Below are 13,775 nucleotides of genomic sequence, written 5' to 3'. Positions count from 1 at the left end.
CTTCGGGAAAGCCAGAGGTGGACACGGGGCTGTCCCACCAGAAGCCCCGGCGGCCCCCGGGTGGCAGGTGAGACAACGTGCACATGGAGTTTCACGGACGGAAATGCGGCCGAAACCGCCGCTCCGTAGGGTAGGGAGCACAACACTTCTCCAGGAGGCGGCAATGCAGACGCTGAGGGTTCGACAGGTCCCCTGGGCCAATCCCGTAGCCACAGGGCTGCGGGAAGCGCTGCGTGCCGAGAACGAGCGGGGACGGGGGCCGAGCGCCCTTCCCGTGCGGGCCGACGACGGAGACGACATCGCGGTCTTCCTCATCGCCTACGAACTCGCCACGGGGCAGCCGGTCGGTTGCGGCGGCCTGCGGCTCCTCGGCCCCACGCACGCCGACATCGATTCCATCTACGTCCTGCCCTACGCCCGCTGGTCCGGGGTGTCCCAGATCATCACCGAGGAACTCACGTCCTGGGCGCGCGTGCACGGCATCACGGCCGTCGGCCCGGACGAAGCCCTCGCGCAGCTCAACGCCCTGCGGCTCTGAGGCGCTGAGCCGGCCGACCCGCCGGGCCGCCGTGCCCGCCCCCCCCGGAGTCCGGAGTTCGGGCGGCCCCCCGGAGTGCGAACTTCGGGCTGGACCGCGATTGCCGGGCGAAGCCGGGCGCACTGTATATAACGCCAGGGGAATAAGCAACAGCCCCACCACAAGGAAGCAGTGCGCCCCGTGCGGGACGCACTGCTTCAGGTTGTTCCTGCTCGCCGTCTCTCCGCTGACGTGTCCGGGCCGTTCGACGACCCGGATACGTCCTGCGGGAACTACTTGCGCGGTGCGCCGAGGTCCACGGGATCCTCGTCGGTCAGGTAGGCGAACTCGGAGTGGGCGGCGATGTCGATGCCGCGCAGCTCGTCCTCCTGCTCGATGCGGAGCCCGACGGTGCGCTGGATGACCTGTGCGATCACCCAGGTGACGACGAAGGAGTAGACCAGGACGGCCACGGTCGCGACGGTCTGGATGCCCAGCAGGCCGGCACCGCCGCCGTAGAACAGCCCGGCGACGCCGTTGGGGGCATCCTCGGTGGCGAAGAACCCGATGAGCAGGGTCCCCAGGATGCCGCCGATGAGGTGTACGCCGACGACGTCGAGCGAGTCGTCGAAGCCCAGCCGGAACTTCAGCTCGATCGCGAGTGAGCAGACGGCTCCGGCGATGGCGCCGATGGCCAGGGCTCCCATGGGGCTGACGGCTCCACAGGCCGGGGTGATGGCGACGAGCGCGGAGATCAGGCCCGAGGCGGCTCCCATGCTGGTGGCGGCCCCGTTGCGGATCCGTTCCACGAGGGCCCACGCGAGAAGGCCTGCAGCGGCGGCGACGGCGGTATTGAGGAAGACCACCGAGGCGGCCTGTCCCGCGGAGAGGGCGGAGCCTGCGTTGAAACCGAACCAGCCGACCCACAGGAGCCCGGCTCCCACGAGGACGAGGGGCCGGCTGTGCGGCTTGGCGTGGTCCACCTTCGGCCAGCCGTGGCTGCGCCCGAGCACGAGCGACAGGGCGAGCGCTGCGATACCGGCATTCATGTGCACTGCGAGACCACCGGCGAAGTCGATGGCGCCGAGGTTGTTCGCGATCCAGCCGCCGACCACCGAGCCGTCCTCCGAACTGAAGGCGAACACCCAGTGAGCGATCGGGAAGTAGACCAGGGTCGCCCAGACACCGGCGAAGATCATCCACGCGCCGAACTTCATGCGGCCCGCTGCAGCGCCGGCAACCAGCGCCGTGGTGACGCAGGCGAAAAAGAGCTGGAAGGCGGCGAACAGGATGGGCGGGATGGATGCATCCGGGTCCTCGGCCAGCAGCTGGCCCAGGCCGGCGTACTCGGCGACGTCACCGATCAGTCCGAAGCCGCCTACCGAGTTGCCGAAGGCCATCGAGTACCCGAAGAGCGCCCACAGCACGGCGACGAGGCTCGCCCCGCCGAAGCACATCATCATCATGTTGAGGATGCGGCGGGAGCCCACCATTCCTCCGTAGAACAGGGCCAGTGCCGGGATCATCAGACAGACGAGCGCGGCGCTGGCGAGAATCCAAGCGACGTTTCCAGAATCCATGGGAAGTCCATTTCCGTGACAGCGCTTTCGTGTGCCCGAGGGGACAGAGCCCGGGGTCGCACTGGGGGTGGGTGCGGAACCGGGATGGCACACCGCGCTGAGCAATGGTAGACAGCGGCACGTTTCGGTCCGCCGCGGGCGCGGTTAACTTTGTGTTACGCCTCGTCCCGGCCCTAGCCTCCCGCGACCGACTGGATGATCATCACGGTCGCACCTGGTGGAACCGGGGTTCCCAGCCCGTCCAGCCGGCGCACGTCCTCGCCGTCGATGTAGATGTTCACGTAGCGCCTCAGCGCACCGGTCTCCTCGCGGATGCGCTGGTCGAGCAGGGGGCGCCCCGCGCCGAGGTCGTCCAGTAGCGATGACACGTCGCCGTCGTCGGGCACGCTCATGCTGATCTCGCTGCGTCCGTCGACGTACGGGCGGAGGAGCGTGGGGATCAGGACGGTCACGGAGGCCATGGTGGACAGGCTCCTGGTCAGGCGGGAACGACGGCGGCACGCACCGAGAGCACGTCCGGCAGGTGGCTCGCCACTTCCCGGAAGGTGCGGCCCTCGTCGGCGCTCGCGTAGACGGTCCCCCCGCGCGTCCCGAAGTAGACGCCCGGGACCTCTGCCGTGTCGACGCAGGCCGCGTCACGCAGCACGGCGTTGTACTCAGCGCGCGGCAGTCCGGCGTCACTGGCCTGCCAGGTCGCACCGGCGTCGTCCGTCCTGTGCACCATGAGGTGCCCGTCGGGTGGGATCCGCTCACCGTCGGCCTTCAGCGGGATGACCCAGGCGGTGCTGCTGCGGTGGGGGTGGGTGAGCATCACGAAGCCGAAGTCGGCCGGCAGGCCCTCCGCGATGGACTGCCAGGAGTCGCCGCGGTCGTGGCTCGTGTACACGCCGTGGTGGTTCTGCGCGAACAGGCGGTCGGGGTCGACGGCGTCGCGGGCCACCTTGTGCACGCACTGGCCGAACTCCGGTGCAGGGTCCGGCAGGAAGTAGGCACTGATGCCGTGGTTACGGGGCTGCCAGGTACCCCCGCCGTCGTCGGACCGGTAGACGCCGCCCGTGCTCATGGCGACGTGGACGGTGTCATCCGCGGGACTCGGTAGGACCGTGTGTGCGGCTGCGCCGCCGAAACCGGCGCCCCACTCACTGCGGTGCGGGTGGTCCCAGAGGCCGCGGTTCAGTTCGAACGTCTCACCGTGGTCCGTGGACTTCCAGACGGAGATCGGCTGGCATCCCGCCCAGACCACTCCGGGCCGGCTCTCCGCATCGGGCTGGATCTGCCAGACCCGCTCGAGCGCAGCGCCGTCGTCCGCTCCGAAGCGGATACCGCCCTCCTGGGGTTCCGCCCAGGTCTCCCCGAGGTCGTCCGAATGCGCGATGCAGGGGCCGAAGTGCCAGGACATACGCCCGGCGAAGAGGCGGGTCCTGCCGCCCCGGGTGTCGATGCCGACGCTGGGAATCTCCTCCATGAGGAACTTGGGCTCCGACACCGTCCAGGTCTCCCGGTCGGTACTCGAAGCGAGCCACAGGCCCTTCTTCGTACCGATGGCGAGAAGGGTTGTTCCTGCTGCTGACATGGCTGCCCCCGTTGGCGTGTTCCGGTTTCCACCCCGGCCCGATGATGCAGATCACTTGGGACGATGCCACGCACCACCCGTTTTGTACAGGTGCCGCTACCCGCTTCTGTCCGCATGCATGAAATCACCAGCGGAGCCTGCCAGAGTTGGCGTATTCGATCGCTGGGGAGCGGATCACCCGTTCACCTGGAGGCACCGTTGCATCAGATCGTCCTCGGGAACGCCGCGCCCGCGCGGCCCTGTCCCGGTCCCGGCCACACTCCCGGCACCCGCCGGCATTGCGCCGGCAAGCATTGCATCGAAGTCCGCTCCGGCCTGCTCGTGCTCTGGTGGGCGCCCGGCTCGCTGCTCACTGTCGCCGACATCCTCGAGTCGTACGAGAGTATCCGCGAGCTGTCCGACGGCTACCTGCTGCCCCTCGTGATCCATCTGCAGGGCATGGTCGGGATCACTGCGAACGCCCGCACCGCGATCCTGGAGTGCGACCTCACCTCACGGGTAAGCTTTGTCGGCACGGGTCCCGTGGACCAGGTAATCGCCGCCTTCGTGGAACAGTCCCTCTCGGAATCCCGCTATTTCGAATGTCCCGCCAAGGCCGAGGCATGGGCACGCGAGGCCGGGGGTGGGGATTAGCGGTAGGGTTCCGTCCTTCTCCGGTCCGGAACGGAAGGAGGCGGGACCATTCCTGGTTCCCGCCTTCTTCCCCGACAGAACCATTACCGGACATATCGTCCGAAACGTCCGCCCAATTGGCTCGGAGGAGCCGGCGCGCGGTTAGCGGCTCTCGTTGTAGGCGTCGATGATCGACTGCGTGATGCGGCCGCGCGAACTCGGATTGAAGCCGTTCTCCTGGGCCCACTGGCGGATCTGCTGCGTGTCCTCGCGCTTCGACCGGGAGGAGGCTTTCGGGCTCGCTGCCGACTGCCGGCCGGCCCCCGCCTTGCGGCCCTTGTCCACGTAGGCGGAGAGGGCGGAACGCAGGGAATTTGCATTGTCCTGGGTGAGGTCGATCTCGTAATTCGTGCCGTCGAGTGCGAACCGCACTGTTTCCTGTGCCTCTTCGCCACTGAGGTCGTCGACCAATTGCACCTGTACGCGCTGTGCCATCACATTCTCCTGTGTCGTGCGAATGAATTCATCAGCCCCCGGTTCCCGACCTTATCCTGCAATCCCCGGAAAGTATCGGGATTTTCGGGAATGGGGACGGCCAGGGCTTTATCGACGCCGCTCGGCGCGGAAATCCTCCGTCGTGTGACCTGCTGTCGGCACCTGCAGCCATCGTGCGGGCGATGGAGCTAGTCCTTGGTGACCGTCCCGCGTTCATCGATGACCAGCGGCAGGCCGAATGCCTCGAACATCTCCGGGTACAGGAAGTTGTGGTGGCCCACGATCTGCTCGCCATCCGTCTCGATGACCTGGATCGCGAACGGTTCCCACAGGCCGGGTTCGACGAGGTGGTAATTGGCGAAACCACCCGCTCCGTTGATGGTCAGGGGGATGAGCCGCCCACCCTCGCAGACGCTGCCCTCGCCGAGGAACCAGGCACGCAGATCGGCCGGACCACGGAGCCAGAGGTCGAAGGGCGGCATGGAGAGGACGACGTCGTCCCGCAGGAGCGAGACGAGCACGTCCATGTCGTAGGACTCGAAAGCACGCAGGTACTTGGCGAGCAGGTCCTTGTGCGCCGGGTCCTCGAGGGGCATGGGCGCGGCGGGCTCCTGGTGGGCCATCGTTCTGCGCGCACGCTGGAGTGCGCTGTTGATCGAGGCCGTGGTGACCTCGAGCAGGGCGGCGACCTCCGCCGCCGACCAGCGCAGCACCTCACACAGGATCAGCGCGCTGCGCTGGAGTGGGGGCAGGTACTGCAGGGCGGCGATGAAGGCCAGGCGGATGGTATCGCGGGCCTCGGCGATCGCCGCCGGATCTCCCGAGGGGTCGATGACGCGCTCGTCGGGGATCGGCTGCACGAACACGCCTTCGGTGAGGGGCGCACCGAGCACGGCATCCGCGGTGCGGGTGGACGGACCGAGGTCCATGGGGCGGGCGCGGCGCTGCGGGCTGCGGAGCATGTCCACGCAGACGTTGTGCGCGATCCGGAAGAGCCAGGTCCGCAGGGAGGATTCGCCGGCGAACGTCTCGCGCCGCGACCAGGCCTTGATCATGGTCTCCTGCACGGCATCCTCGGCCTCGGACGCTGCACCGAGCATCCGGTAGCAGTACCCGGTCAACTCACGTCGGGAGGCTTCCAGGAGTCGTTCGAAGGGCTCCGTCTCCGCTTCCGTTCCGGGCAGGGATCTCCGGGGCGGAGTGGCGATCTCGGGCTGCATGCATCGAGCGTAGCGACGGCGGTCCCGGGGTGGGAGGAGGTGGCCCGAAAATTTCCTCCTCCGCCGATGATCGGACCGACCCCGCTCCGTCTATTGTGTGGAAAGCCGCCAACCGATACCGGGAGCACCCATGCGCAAACTCACAGCAGGCCTCTTCTCCTCCGTCGACGGAGTGGTCGAATCACCGCACCTCTGGCAGTTCGACAGCTTCGACGCGGAACTCGGCGCGGGAATGGGGGCGATGATCAGCCGGGTGGATACCGTCCTGCTGGGCCGCCACGGGTACGAGGAGTGGGCCGGCTACTGGCCCTCCGCCGAGTCCGCCGACCCCTTCGGCAGCTTCATCAACCCGGTACGGAAGTTCGTGGCCTCGCGCACGCTCAGCGGGGAGCTGGGCTGGACCAACGCGTCCCTCATGGACGCGCCCCTGGAGGAGTTCGTCCGGGCGCTGAAGCAGACCGAGGGCGGGGACATCGCGATCTGTGCCAGCATCTCGCTGGTGCGCCAGCTCCTGTTCGCAGGGCTGCTGGACTCACTCCTCCTGATGATCCACCCGGTGGTCGCGGGTTCGGGACGCCACCTCTTCGCGCCCACGGACCCGGTGACACGGCTGGAACTGCAGGAGACGACCACCACGAGCAAGGGCAACGTCCTGGCGTCCTACGGACTCCGCAGCGAAGATGGCTGAACCCTAGACTGCTGGTCATGGCCGTCCTCATCGATCCGCCGTCCTGGCCCGCACACGGAACCGTGTTCTCCCACCTGGTGTCGACGTCGTCACTCGAGGAACTCCACGCCTTCGCGGCGGCTGCGGGGATCCCGCACCGGGCCTTCGACGAGGACCATTACGACGTGCCGGCCCGGCGCTACCGGGAGCTGGTGGAGCAGGGCGCCCTCGAGGTCAGCGGGACCGAGCTTGTGCGGGCCCTGATCGCCAGCGGCCTCCGGGTCCCTGCCCGACGGCGGGGGCCGAAACTCCGCGCTGCCCTTCTGTCGCGGTGGGCGTCTATCCTGCCCGAGGATCCCGGCCTGGGCGGAGAGCTGCTGGATCGGTGGGGCGAACCCCACCGGAAGTACCACACCCCGGTGCACCTGCTCGCCGTCCTGGAGGCCCTGGACCAGCTCCTCGAACCCGCGGACGAGCCGCAGCGGATGGCCGTCCTCCTCTCCGCCTGGTTCCACGACGCCGTCTACGAGGGCGCGGCCGGGAAGGACGAACAGGCCTCCGCGGCGCTCGCCGTCGAGCGGTTGACGGGCCGCGTGGACAACGCCGTGGTAGGGGAGGTCGAGCGCCTCGTGCTCCTCACGGTGGGCCACGATCCTCGGTCCGGGGACAGGGCGGGGCAGCTCCTGTGCGACGCCGACCTCTCGGTTCTCGGCGGATCACCCGAGGACTACGCGCGCTACGCCGCAGCGGTACGCGCGGAATATTCGCATATTCCGGATGAAGCATTCACCGCTGGCCGGGTGAGTGTCCTGCGGCGGCTGATCGCGCTCGACCCGCTCTACCGCACCGAGCGCGCACGGGCGTTGTGGGCAGAGCGGGCCGGCAGCAATCTGGCGCAGGAACTCGCCTCGTTCGCCCGGCCCTGACGAGGAGGTATGGCTCCGGGTCCGCCGGATCGACGGACCCGGGGCGGTCATTTCCGGCCGAACTCCACGGAGTCCGTCACCCAGGCGTTGGCCTGGTCGCTCAGGGTGAAGCCCAGTCCGGGCCGGTTCGGGACGACCATCCGCCCCTGACGCGTTTCGAGGCGTTCGTTGAACAGGGGGTTGAGCCACTCGAAGTGCTCGACCCACGGTTCCCTCGGATAGGCGGCCGCCAGGTGCAGGTGGATCTCCATGGCGAAGTGGGGAGCGAGCTGCAGTCCCGCCTGGTCGGCCAGTGCGGCCAGACGGAGGAAGGGCGTGATGCCCCCGATCCGCGGTGCGTCGGGCTGGATGATGTCGACGGACCGATGGGTGATGAGATCGATGTGTTCGCTGACGCTGGACAGCATCTCACCCGTTGCGATGGAGGTGTCCAGAGCCTGCGCGAGCTGGGCATGCCCTTCGGCGTCGTAGGCGTCGAGGGGCTCCTCGATCCATACGAGGTTGAACTGTTCCAGCGTGCGGCCCATCCGCATGGCTGTGGGCCGGTCCCATTGCTGGTTGGCGTCCACCATGAAGGGGACGTCAGCGCCCAGGTGTTCCCGGACAGCAGCGACCCGCGCCAGGTCGACGCGGGAATCGGGGTGGCCCACCTTGATCTTGATGCCTCCGATCCCGTCGGCGAGCGACTGGGTGGCGCGGGCCTTCACTTCCTCGATGGACGCCTGGAGGAATCCACCCGACGTGTTGTACGTCTGCACGGAGTCGCGGTACGAGCCCAGCAACTTCGCCAGGGGAAGGCCCGCCCGCTTGGCTTTCAGGTCGTAGAGGGCTATATCCAGCGCTGCGATGGCCTGGGTTGCGACTCCACTGCGTCCCACCGACGCGCCGGCCCACAGCAGTTTCTGGTACACGCGGCCGATGTCGTTGGGGTCCTCGCCCAGCAGGTTGTCGGCGATCTCCCGTGCGTGCGCGTACTGGGCCGGTCCGCCTGCGCGCTTCGAGTAGCTGAACCCGATCCCGGAGTGGCCGTCCTCCGTGGTGATCTCCGCGAAGAGGAAGACGATCTCGGTCATGGGCCGTTGCCTGCCGGTCAGGACCTTCGCATCACTGATGGGTGTGTCCAGCGGAAGTGTCAGGGTCGACAGCTTGACGTGGCGGATCCGATCGGTTGCCGCGTCGGTGCCGGCCGGGATGGCTGCAGGACTGGTCAGAGTAGTACCGGAATTCATGTGAGCATCCTTCGTCTGGGGTCGGGAGGTCAGATCGGTCATCGGACGAGGCAGGGCCTCTTCGGGTCGAAGGTCCAGTCCGGCACGAGGTACTGCATGGCGGCAGCGTCGTCGCGGGAACCGAGCCCGTGTTCCAGGTACAGCTCGTGTGCCGCCTGGAGCGCATCGCGGTCCAGGTCGATGCCGAGGCCCGGCCGCTGGGGGACCGTGATGAACCCACCCTCGATGGCGAGGGGCTTCTTGGTGAGGGGCTGCCCGTCCTGCCAGATCCAGTGCGTGTCCAGTGCCGTGATGTTCCCCGGAGCAGCCGCCCCGACATGCGTGAACATGGCAAGGGAGATGTCGAAGTGGTTGTTGGAGTGGGACCCCCAGGTCAGGCCGAAGTCGTTGCAGAGCTGCGCCACGCGGACAGAGCCCTGCATGGTCCAGAAGTGCGGGTCGGCGAGGGGGATGTCCACCGCGTTGGAGCGGATGGCGTGTGCCATCTGGCGCCAGTCGGTGGCGACCATGTTGGTGGCGGTAGGGAGCCCCGTGGCTCGCTTGAACTCGGCCATGGTCTCCCTGCCCGAGAATCCTCCTTCCGCCCCGCAGGGGTCCTCCGCATAGGCGAGGACGCCGTGCAGTTCCGAGCAGAGCTCGATGGCGTCCTTGAGGAGCCAGCCGCCGTTGGGGTCGAGCGTGATCCGGGCTTCCGGGAAGCGGGCGGCCAGCGCCTTGACGGCCTCTACCTCCTCCGCTCCCGGGAGCACCCCGCCCTTGAGCTTGAAGTCCTGGAACCCGTACCTCTCCTGGGCGGCTTCCGCGAGGGCGACGATGGCTTCGGGGGTCATGGCCTCGTCCCGGCGGAGGCGTCCCCAGGCGTCCGAGGTGTCATCGCCGCTGAGGTAGGGCAGGTCCGTGCTGGTGCGGTCGCCGACGTAGAAGAGGTAGCCGAGCATCTGGACCCGGTCGCGCTGCTGCCCTTCGCCCAGGAGTTCCGCGACGGGGACCTCGAGGTGCTGGCCCATCAGGTCCAGGAGCGCCGATTCGATGGCGGTCACCGCGTGGATCGTCGTGCGGAGGTCGAACGTCTGGGAGCCCCGGCCGCCGGCGTCGCGGTCGGCGAAGCGCTCGGACACCTGGCGCAGCAGCTGGCGGTAGAGCGCGATGGGCCGGCCGACCAGCAGGTCACCGGCTTCCTGGATCGTCGAGCGGATGGCTTCGCCTCCGGGGACCTCACCCAGGCCGGTATTGCCGGTCGAGTCGGTGATGATGGCGATGTTGCGGGTGAAGTAGGGCCCGTGGGCGCCACTGAGGTTCAGGAGCATGCTGTCGTGTCCGGCGACAGGGACGACGTCGACGGAGGCGATGGTCGGTGTGGAGGAGGTCACTGGTTCTCCTCCGCACTGACGACGGTGCCGTCGACGCGGCGGTTGAGCTTCCAGGGGTTGGCGTCCTGCAGCGGCGCCGGGAGCAGCTCGTCGGGGATGTTCTGGTAGCTGACCGGGCGCTGGAACCGCAGGATGGCCAGCGATCCGACCGAGGTGGAGCGGGAGTCCGAGGTGGCGGGGTAGGGGCCGCCGTGGACCATGGCGTGGCCCACTTCGACGCCCGTCGGCCAGCTGTTGAACAGGATCCGCCCGACCCTGCGCTCCAGGACCGGCAGCAGGGGTGCGATCGCGGTGGTGTCGGACGGGGTCGCGTGGATCGTCGCGGTGAGCTGGCCCTCGAGTGCCTCAGCGGAGGCGAGGAGCTCGTCCTCGCTGCCGTAGCGGACGAAGATCCCGGCGGCACCGAAGACTTCCTCCTGAAGTCTGATGTTGTCCCGAAAGGTGTCCGTGGTGGTGCTGAACAGGACCGCGCCGGGGGCGTTCTCCGTGGGGCCGGGCCGGCCTTCCGCGACGACGTCGACGTCGGATTCGTTGCGCAACTTCGACACTCCTGCCGCGCATGCCTCGGCGATGCCACGGGTGAGCATGGTGGAGCCCTGGGTTTGCCGGAGTGCCTCGGACGCCACCGCGACGAACCGGTCTCCCTGGGTGCCGACCGGAACGAAGACCAGGCCGGGGTTGGTGCAGAACTGACCGGCGCCCATGGTGAGCGAGCCGACGAGGCCGGAGGCGAGGGTGTCGACGTCGTCGCTGATGGCTCCGGGGAAGACGAAGACCGGGTTGATCGAGGACATCTCCGCATAGACGGGGATCGGTTCGGGCCGGGCTGCGGCGGTCGCCATGATGGCGGTGCCGCCGCTGCGGGAGCCCGTGAAGCCGACGGCCTTGATGTGCGGGTCGGCGACGAGGGCCTGGCCGATGGAGGAGCCGGCACCGAAGACGAGCGAGAACACTCCAGCGGGCAGTCCGGATTCCTCGACGGCCCGCGTGATGGCGTGGCCGACGAGTTCCGCGGTGCCGGGGTGCGCGTTGTGGGCCTTGACGATGACGGGGCAACCGGCGGCGAGGGCCGACGCCGTATCTCCTCCCCCCGTGGAGAACGCGAGGGGGAAGTTGCTCGCGCCGAAGACCGCGACGGGACCGAGTCCGATGTGGCGCTGGCGGATGTCCAGTCGGGGTAGGGGAGCACGTTCGGGGAGGGCGGGGTCGATCCGGGCCTGCACGTGATCACCCTGGCGGACGACGCCTGCGAAGAGGCGCATCTGGCCAACTGTTCGGGCTCGTTCGCCGTCGATGCGCGCAGCGGGCAGACCGGTCTCGAGGACGGCCCGCTCGGTGAGCTCGGCGCCGAGGGCGTCGATGTTGTCGGCGATGCGCTCCAGGAAAGCGGCACGTTCGGCAGGTGTCGTCGCGCGATAGGTGTCGAAGGCGGCAGCCGCTGCGGCGGTCGCCTCGGCGAGCTGGTCCCCGTCGATCAGGGTGACGGCCGGTTCGAGCTTCTCATTGGTGGCCGGGTTGACGGCGTGCGTGACGCCGGCGGATCCCCGGACCGCGCGCCCGGCGATGAGCGACTGCCCGGTGACGGTGGGGCTGAACGTGGTGGTCATGTCGGGACTCCTAGCTGATCTTCTTGATCAGGGTGGACAGTTCGAACTGGTCGGCTTCGGTCAGGTTCTGCAGGGGCGGACGCACGAGGCCGCCGTTGCGGCCCACCGCATCGAGTCCACCCTTGATGATGCTCACGCCGTATCCCTTCACCCGGTCGCGGATGTCCAGGTAGGGGATGACGAAGTCGTTGAGCTTCTCGTAGACCGCCGTGCTGTCCTGGGCGATGACGTCGCGGTAGAAACCGAGGGCGAACTCGGGGACGAAGTTGAACATCGCGGACGAGTAGGTGCTGACGCCGAGCTGCAGCAGGGGCAGCGCGAAGGTCTCCGCGGTGGGCAGGCCACCGATGTAGGTGAGGCGCTCGCCCACCCGGGCGTAGATGCGGGTCATCTGCTCGATGTTGCCGATGCCGTCCTTGAACCCGATCAGGTTCGGGTTCCGGTCGGCCAGGACGGCGACCGAATGGTCGTTGAGCACGGCGTTGGCACGGCTGTAGACGATGACTCCCAGCGAGGTTGCCGCGCAGACAGCGCTCACGTGCTCGATCAGGCCTTCCTGGTCCGCCTCGGTCAGGTAGGGGGGCATGAGGAGGATCCCGTCGGCTCCCGCGTCCTCGGCGGCGCGGACGTGCTCGATGGCGGAGAACGTTCCACCGGTGGCCGACGCGATGACGGGCACCTTGCCGCCGATCTCGTCCACGGCGACGCGGACGACCCGGTCCATCTCGGCCGTCGTGAGTGAGAAGCCCTCGCCCGTACCGCCGGCGGCGAACAGGCCAGCGACGTCGAAGTCGGACTGCCATGCCAGGTGGTCGCGGTACCGGCCCTCGTCGAACTGCAACTCCTCGTCGAAGTGCGTGACGGGGAAGGAGAGGAGGCCCGACTTGATGCGTTGCGCCAGCTCGGAGGGATTCAGGTGAGCCACGGGGAGACCCTTCGGTAGAGGTGGCGCGACCGTCGGGAGCGCCAGAGAGGTTCGATAGAACCCAGCGTATGAACCGCGGCGATACGTGTCTAAGACTGTTTTAGAATGGATCGATACCTTCCCGGTATCGCCCGTCCTAGTCGTGGCGCTCGGTGATGGCGTCGAGGACGCGGTGCAGGGCGGGGTTCTTGGATTCCTTGAGCCAGATGGCGAAGAGCTCGACGGGATCCGATCCGAAGCCGTCGAGGTCGCAGTACTGCACGCCGTCGATGCCGAGGACCGTGGTCGAGTGGGGCACCAGGGCGATGCCGCGGTGGGCTGCCACCAGCGACACCATCGTGAGGATCTGGGCCACCGTATGGACGTAGTGCAGCTGGCCGGCCGGGGCCAGGCGGACGATGAGGTCGTAGAAATACTTCGCCTGGGTGGGGGAGTGCATGATGAGCGCTTCGCCCCTCAGGTCCTCGATCGTCAGGGGGCGCCCGACGTAGGCGAGGCGGTGGCCGTGCGGCACCGCTGCGACGAGGGGCTCGCGGTACAGCAACCGGGATCCGAAGACGTCCTCGTCGAAGGGGGGACGGGCGAGCCCCAGGTCGATGTCCCCGTCCCGGAGGGCGTCGATCTGCTCACGCGTGACCATCTCCCGCAGCTCGAGGTCGACTTCGGGCAGCTCGCTGGAGATCTCGTTGAGCAGGGCGCCCAGGATGCCGAAGGTCGACGCCGCCGTGAAACCGAGCCGGATGGATCCCGCCGATCCCCTCGAGATGCGCCGGGCCAGGTCCGGGGCGCTCTCGGCAAGCGCCAGGAGCCGCTGCGCCTCCCCGAGGAACGCGGTGCCGGCGGCCGTGAGGGTGACGCCACGACTGTCCCGCTCGAACAGCTGGACTGCGATCGCCTTTTCCAGCTTCTGGATCTGCCGGCTCAGCGGGGGCTGGGTCATGCGCAGGCGTTCGGCGGCCCTGCCGAAGTGCAGTTCTTCGGCCACCGCGACGAATCCGCGTAACTGATCGAGGGAGTACATGATGCACAGAGGGTATCAGCTCATACTTTATTG

Annotated in this window: 14 protein-coding genes; 4 read left to right on the top strand and 10 right to left on the bottom strand. The window is 68.2% G+C overall.

All coding sequences use genetic code 11. The features are described from left to right. The first annotated feature begins 163 nt into the window (after positions 1–163). Positions 164–538, top strand: a complete 375-nt coding sequence (locus ACX80J_RS05595; protein ID WP_459347133.1) for a GNAT family N-acetyltransferase — start codon at positions 164–166, stop codon at positions 536–538. Between the two features lie 272 nt (positions 539–810). On the opposite strand, the gene ACX80J_RS05590 is transcribed toward ACX80J_RS05595, so the two are convergent. The 3 genes from ACX80J_RS05590 to ACX80J_RS05580 all read right to left on the bottom strand — a co-directional run bounded on the left by ACX80J_RS05590 (position 811) and on the right by ACX80J_RS05580 (position 3,670). Beyond that, a complete protein-coding gene (locus ACX80J_RS05590) occupies positions 811–2,097 on the bottom strand; it encodes an ammonium transporter (protein WP_459344079.1) in 1,287 nt (428 codons plus the stop codon). 173 nt (positions 2,098–2,270) lie between these two features. Further along, the gene (locus tag ACX80J_RS05585; RefSeq protein ID WP_459344078.1) at positions 2,271–2,558 is read right to left on the bottom strand and encodes a MoaD/ThiS family protein; all 288 of its coding nucleotides are present in this window, start codon (positions 2,556–2,558) and stop codon (positions 2,271–2,273) included. Between the two features lie 17 nt (positions 2,559–2,575). Further along, on the bottom strand, positions 2,576–3,670 hold the full coding sequence (locus ACX80J_RS05580) for a WD40/YVTN/BNR-like repeat-containing protein (RefSeq protein WP_459344077.1): 1,095 nt from the start codon (positions 3,668–3,670) through the stop codon (positions 2,576–2,578). Between the two features lie 198 nt (positions 3,671–3,868). On the opposite strand from ACX80J_RS05580, the gene ACX80J_RS05575 reads away from it, so the two are divergent. Then, a complete protein-coding gene (locus tag ACX80J_RS05575; RefSeq protein WP_459347132.1) occupies positions 3,869–4,303 on the top strand; it encodes a hypothetical protein in 435 nt (144 codons plus the stop codon). Between the two features lie 141 nt (positions 4,304–4,444). Here the strand turns inward: ACX80J_RS05575 and ACX80J_RS05570 are convergent, their stop codons facing one another. Next, the gene (locus tag ACX80J_RS05570) at positions 4,445–4,777 is read right to left on the bottom strand and encodes a histone-like nucleoid-structuring protein Lsr2 (RefSeq protein WP_087071895.1); all 333 of its coding nucleotides are present in this window, start codon (positions 4,775–4,777) and stop codon (positions 4,445–4,447) included. A gap of 188 nt (positions 4,778–4,965) precedes the next feature. Next, positions 4,966–5,997 (bottom strand): sigma-70 family RNA polymerase sigma factor, encoded by a 1,032-nt coding sequence (locus ACX80J_RS05565; RefSeq protein ID WP_459347131.1) that lies wholly within the window; start codon positions 5,995–5,997, stop codon positions 4,966–4,968. A 130-nt stretch (positions 5,998–6,127) separates the two neighbouring features. Here ACX80J_RS05565 and ACX80J_RS05560 point away from each other — a divergent pair, with 130 nt between their 5' ends. Together ACX80J_RS05560 and ACX80J_RS05555 are read left to right on the top strand one after the other, a co-directional pair. After that, a complete protein-coding gene (locus ACX80J_RS05560; RefSeq protein ID WP_459347130.1) occupies positions 6,128–6,685 on the top strand; it encodes a dihydrofolate reductase family protein in 558 nt (185 codons plus the stop codon). Positions 6,686–6,702: 17 nt separating this feature from the next. Continuing rightward, the gene (locus tag ACX80J_RS05555; protein ID WP_459347129.1) at positions 6,703–7,590 is read left to right on the top strand and encodes a DUF4031 domain-containing protein; all 888 of its coding nucleotides are present in this window, start codon (positions 6,703–6,705) and stop codon (positions 7,588–7,590) included. Positions 7,591–7,637: 47 nt separating this feature from the next. On the opposite strand, the gene ACX80J_RS05550 is transcribed toward ACX80J_RS05555, so the two are convergent. The 5 genes from ACX80J_RS05550 to ACX80J_RS05530 all read right to left on the bottom strand — a co-directional run bounded on the left by ACX80J_RS05550 (position 7,638) and on the right by ACX80J_RS05530 (position 13,742). Continuing rightward, positions 7,638–8,819 (bottom strand): L-talarate/galactarate dehydratase, encoded by a 1,182-nt coding sequence (locus tag ACX80J_RS05550; RefSeq protein ID WP_459347128.1) that lies wholly within the window; start codon positions 8,817–8,819, stop codon positions 7,638–7,640. A 38-nt stretch (positions 8,820–8,857) separates the two neighbouring features. Continuing rightward, on the bottom strand, positions 8,858–10,126 hold the full coding sequence (locus tag ACX80J_RS05545) for an enolase C-terminal domain-like protein (protein WP_459347443.1): 1,269 nt from the start codon (positions 10,124–10,126) through the stop codon (positions 8,858–8,860). A 59-nt stretch (positions 10,127–10,185) separates the two neighbouring features. Continuing rightward, positions 10,186–11,796, bottom strand: coding sequence for an aldehyde dehydrogenase (NADP(+)) (locus tag ACX80J_RS05540; RefSeq protein ID WP_459347127.1), 1,611 nt, complete (start codon positions 11,794–11,796; stop codon positions 10,186–10,188). Between the two features lie 10 nt (positions 11,797–11,806). Further along, positions 11,807–12,721 (bottom strand): 5-dehydro-4-deoxyglucarate dehydratase, encoded by a 915-nt coding sequence (kdgD, locus tag ACX80J_RS05535; RefSeq protein ID WP_459347126.1) that lies wholly within the window; start codon positions 12,719–12,721, stop codon positions 11,807–11,809. Between the two features lie 136 nt (positions 12,722–12,857). Further along, positions 12,858–13,742, bottom strand: a complete 885-nt coding sequence (locus ACX80J_RS05530; protein ID WP_459347125.1) for a LysR family transcriptional regulator — start codon at positions 13,740–13,742, stop codon at positions 12,858–12,860. Between the last annotated feature and the right edge of the window lie 33 nt (positions 13,743–13,775).

It is taken from the genome of Arthrobacter rhamnosi, assembly GCF_054510975.1.
Note: the sequence above shows the minus strand (reverse complement) of the source record. Positions and strands in the feature narration are given on the sequence as shown.